We start from the raw sequence: 4,958 nt of genomic DNA, 5'->3' as shown, positions 1-4,958 counted from the left end.
GCGGTGATGACCAATTCGGGTGACTTGTCCAGCAACACCGCGACCCGGTCCTCGGTGCCGATGCCCTGCTCGATCAGCCAGTGCGCCAAGCGGTTCGACTCTTCGTCGACCTCCCGGTAGGTGTACTCGCGGCCCTCGTAGACCACGGCGACGGCATCGGGTGACAGCGCCGCACGACGGGTGACCAGCGCGGGCAAGGTGGAGGCCGGGGTATCGAACTCGGCACCGGTCGATGCCCAGCGCAACCACTCGGCGTCGTCGGTGTCCATCAGCGTGCACGCCGACAGCGCTGTGTCGGGGTCCGCCAGGGCGCTGTCGAGCAGCACCGCGTAGTGCCGCAGCAGCTGCTCCACCAGCCGGTGATCCAGCACCTCGACCAGGTACTCGGCTTCGACCAGCCCACCGTTCGCACGATCCAGCTCGATCATGAAGCTCAGTGGCAGCTGGTTGAAATGACCGCGCAACTCCCCTCGCTCACACCGCACCCCGGGCGGGCAGAAGCCGGCTCCATCGGGCTCGCGCTGCCCGAAGCTCACCCGGGTCATCCGGTCGGCGCCATGCCGGCGATCGGGATTGGACTCGCGTACCAGCCAGTCCAAGTCGGCACGCGAATGGGCGAAGGCGCCAACCGCGCTGTCCCGGGTTTGGACCAGCAGCTGCCGGAACGTCTGGCGCGGCTCCGGTCGCATCCGGATCACCACGGTGTTGCCGTAGTAACCGATGGCCGATTCCGTCCCGATGCCGCGGTTGAGCACGGGCGCGGCGATCAGGAAGTCCGTTGACTGGGTGTAGCGATGCACCAGCGCGGCGAAGGCGGCCATCAGGACCATGTACGGGGTGGCGCCGCTCTCGCGCGCCAGCGCCGCGGCCCGATCGACGGTGGCCGCCGGCAACCGCGTAGTAGCGCGTTGGGCACGCCAGGTGCTTGGCACCACCGAACCGTTGGGGCCCGGAAGCTCAAGCGGCTCGGGCAGATTCGCCATCAGGGGCCGCCAGTATGCGAAGTCCGCGGCATGATCCGCGGCTTCGTCCGGCGGAGGCGCAGTTATCGCGGGTTCGCTGCCGAATCCGAACGGATCGGTATACGCGCGAGTCAGGTCGGCGAAAAACGGTGTCCACGAGGCGTCGTCCCAGGCGATGTGATGGGCGGTGACCAACAGCATCAGCTCGTCGGCGGACAAGCGGGCCGCGGTGACCCGCAGCGGCGAATCCTTGACCAGGTCGAAGGGCCGGCGGAAATCGCGCTGCGCCAGCACATCCAGCCGCAACCGCCGGGCCTGGTCGGTCAGGCCCGACAGGTCGTGTTCGGCCCACTCGGGCCGCAACTCCTCGTGGATGACCGGATACGGGTCGCCGTCCGGTCCGGTGTCGTACGTCGTGTGCAGTACCGAGTGCCGCGCCGCCACGGCGTCGACCGCGCTGCGCAATCGGTCGATGTCCACCGTGCCGGTCACGCGATAGGAGACACAGACGTTGAGCAGCGCGCTGTCGGGGTCCACCGACTGCACGAACCACATCCGGTGCTGGCCGACGGACATGCGCGGCTGGTCGTAGGTGGCCACGGGTGCCGAGACGCCGGGACTGGCCAGGCCGCGTTCGGCGATCTTGCGGCGCAACAATTCCAGACGTTCGTCATCGAGACGGGCGCCGGCTCCGGTGGTGTCCGTCACGCTGGGAGTCCAACCTTTCTGGTTTCGCGATCGTCGAGCGTTGCGCCGTCGCGCAGCGCATCGATCATTTCGTTGAGGGTGATCCCGCCGAGCATGCGAGCGACCGGGACGGAGCTTCCGACCGTCCGGCGCAGCCGCTTACGCAGATCGAGCGCGAGCAACGAGTCCACTCCCAGGTCGATGAGCGGTGCGCTCGGGTCGATCGATACCGAATCGTCCAGGTGCAATGTCGCGGCGAGTTCGGTGCGCACCACCTCGGCCAGTGGCTTGGCGCCGGAGGCGTCCGCTGCCCCGTCGTCGCCTCGTTGTGTGTCGAACGGCATTGGCATGCCCTGGCTTTCGAAGAACACCGCGAGCCGGTCGAGGTCGGCGTCGAAGATCAACGGATCGCCGTCGTATCGGCACAGGCCCGCCTCGATCGCCGGGTCAGGAGCCATCGCCACCAGGCCGGAGCGTTGGGTGCGGGTGATTTCGTCGCCCGTGACCACGCCGGCGGCCTGCCAGAGCCCCCACCGGATCGCCACGCTGTCGCGACCCCGGGCGCGCAGCTGAGCGACCAACACGTCGAGCATCCGGTTGGAGGCGGCGTAAGCCGCGTGGCCGTAACCGCCCCACACGCCGAACACCGACGAGCAGGCCAGGATCCGGCAATCGGGCCGCAGCGGCCACACTTCGGCCAGCAGCGCCAGGCCGCGGACCTTCGCCGCGCACACCGCCGCCACGCCGGCTCCGGTCAGCTCGGAACGCGGCCGGGCCTCGGCGATGCCCGCGGTGTGGATCAGCAGCGACGCGCCGTTTCCCGCGTGCGCGGCGGCGGCCGCCGCCAGGGCGGCCGGGTCGGTGATATCGCACCGCGTGGCGCGCACCTCGGTGGCGTGGTTCGCGGTGAGCCGGCGCAGCGTGTCTTCATCGATACCGTTGCGGCTCAACAGCGTGACCGTCCGTGCGCCGCGCTCGATGCAGTACCGCGCATACTGCAGGCCGATGGCTCCGCTGCCGCCGGTGATCACCACGTTGTCCAGCGCGTCGGCGTCCAGCGGCCGCTTGGTCGCCGAATCGCGGCACTTCCGGAAGGTGCGCACGTAGTGTTCCGTCGATTCGCGGCCCCGCAGCGCCACCTCCGCCGGCTCACCGAGCAGCGCGTCGACGGCGGCGCGGGCCGTGCCGGCATCGACATCTCGGCCGGGCAGGTCGAGATGTCCGAAGGCCTGGTCGGTGAATTCGAAGCCGACGCTGCGGTGCATCGCGGCCAGCGCCGCCTGTGCCGGGGACGCATCGGCGTCGTCCGCATCGATGGTTTCGGCGCGGGCGGTCAGCAACCAGACGGCCCGGCATCGCGGGCCGATCAGGGCGGCGTAGTCGGGTAGGCCCGCGTCCGCCCGCGCGGCGATCTGCTCGATCGCCGCGGTGGCGTCGGGCTCGTCGAGTTCGGGCGCGATGATCGCGAGGATCTCCGCGGCGTCCGGCGACACCGCCCGGCAATCGCCCCGCGCCGCAACGGCATCCACCAGCAACCGGACCAACGCGCCGTCCGTGGCATCGACGGCGACAACGCCGATGTCCGCCCCCGCCGCGCCCGGTCGCGTCTCGTGGCGCCAATCCTCAGCGGCGACGGTGAGCGCCGGGACCTCGCCGGCGTCGATCAGCGGTTCGGGCGCCGCCCACAGGTGTACCGCCCGCATCGGCGCATTCGGGAATCCGCGCAACGGCGGCCGGATACCGCCGGGAATCGCGTTGGTCCAGTGGCAGCCCGGGTCGGCCGCGGCCACGGTGGCGATGTTCGACGCCAGCGTGTCGGTGATGGCCCGTTCGCGATGACCCGAGCCGACGGCCACCGTCGTCCGCTCGTCGATCAGGTCCGCGAGCGGATACAGCAACGCGGGATGCGCGGACAACTCGACGAACGCCGTGGCGCCGAGCCGTTGGGCCGTCGCCACCGCCCGGTCGAAACGCACGGTGTTACAGAGGTTGTCATACCAGTACCGAGAGAAGTCCACCTCGCAGCCGGCCTCCGCCCCGAAGGTCGAGCCGACGAACCGCACCGGACTGTCCCGGAACGCCGAGCGGGGAACCAGCTCGGCCAGGGCGGTGCGCAGCGGCCGCAGCACGCTGGTGTGGCCCGGATAGTCCACCGTCAGTTGGTGGGTGAAGACGCCGCGTTGCCGGGCCAGGCACACGGCGGCCGCGACTGCGTCATGGTCTCCGGACACCACGGTCGACGAGGGCCCGTTGACCGCCGAAACCTCGAGCCAGCCCGCGGTTTCGCCGATCAGGGACTGCGCCTCGTCCACGCCGGCGCCGAGCACCGCCATGGCGTAGCGACCGGCCAATTGGCCGACGATCGTGGCGCGGGCCCCGACCAACGCGACCGCGTCCGGCAGTGTCACCGTTTCGGCCACGTACGCCGCCGCGACCTCGCCGAGGCTGTGGCCGACGGTGATCGCGGGGAGCACGCCGTGGAATCGCCATTCGTGGGCCAGGCTGACCGCGTGGGTGAACTGCGCTCCCTGGATTTCGGTGCGCGACCAGTTCTTGTCGAGTTCCCCGGTCAGGTAGGGCAACGGTGAGGGCAGCCCGGCGGCGCGGAACGCCCGGTCGCATCGGTCGGCCTCGGCCCGGTAGGCCGGAAGTCGTTGGTATGCCTCGGCGCCCATCGACTGCCATTGATTGCCCTGGCCGGGAAACACGAAGGCGACGCACGGCGCAAGGTTGCTCGAGGATTGAGTGACCAGCGGGTGCTCCTCGCCGCGGACGAGCGCGGTCAGGCCGGCGACCAGCTCGGCGCGGCCGGCCGCCCGAACCACCGCGCGGTGCCGCCGCACCCGGCGAAGCCGCAGCAGCGTGGACGCCACCGCCGCGGTGTCCGCGTCCGCGCCCGTCCCGCCCAGGTAGTCCAGTATCGCCCGGGCGTCCAGGCCGATCAGCTCTTCGTCGTGCGACGAGAGCAGCACGGGTACGCGGCCGTCGGGCAAAGGGGAGGTCAGCATCACGCGACCTCGGGGAGCGCGACGATCACGTGCGCGTTGGTCCCGGCGATGCCGAACGCCGACGTCGCCGCGATCCGCCGGCCGCCGGCGGCGGCCCACGGGGTCAGCGAATTCGCCAAGCGCAAACCCTGGCTGTCCCAATCTATTTCCGGACTTGCCTCTGCGGCATGCAGGGTCGGTGGGATCGCCCCGTGCTCGGCGGCGACGATAACCTTCGCCAGCCCGAGCGCACCGCTGGCGGCCAGCGCGTGGCCGACGTTGGATTTGACCGAGCCAAGCAGGGGGCCGGCACCGGACGTCG

At 70.6% G+C, this 4,958-nt stretch carries 2 protein-coding genes and 1 pseudogene; all 3 read right to left on the bottom strand.

The window, feature by feature from the left end; translation table 11 throughout:
• On the bottom strand, nt 1-1,670 hold a 1,670-nt coding region (locus A5709_RS18985; RefSeq protein WP_156768101.1), incomplete at its 3' end, for a condensation domain-containing protein.
• Nucleotides 1,667-4,657 (bottom strand): mycobactin polyketide synthase MbtD, encoded by a 2,991-nt coding sequence (mbtD, locus tag A5709_RS18980; protein ID WP_068121604.1) that lies wholly within the window; start codon nt 4,655-4,657, stop codon nt 1,667-1,669. The genes mbtD and A5709_RS18985, both read right to left, overlap by 4 nt.
• Nucleotides 4,657-4,958 (bottom strand): annotated as a pseudogene (locus A5709_RS18975) (polyketide synthase); the annotation flags it as partial. The gene mbtD and the pseudogene A5709_RS18975, both read right to left, overlap by 1 nt.

The sequence above is a fragment of the Mycobacterium sp. E1386 genome (assembly GCF_001672745.1).
In the GTDB taxonomy this organism is placed as follows: Bacteria; Actinomycetota; Actinomycetes; order Mycobacteriales; family Mycobacteriaceae; genus Mycobacterium.
The sequence above is the reverse complement of the archived record's forward strand: the minus strand, read 5'-3'. Positions and strand labels throughout refer to the sequence as shown.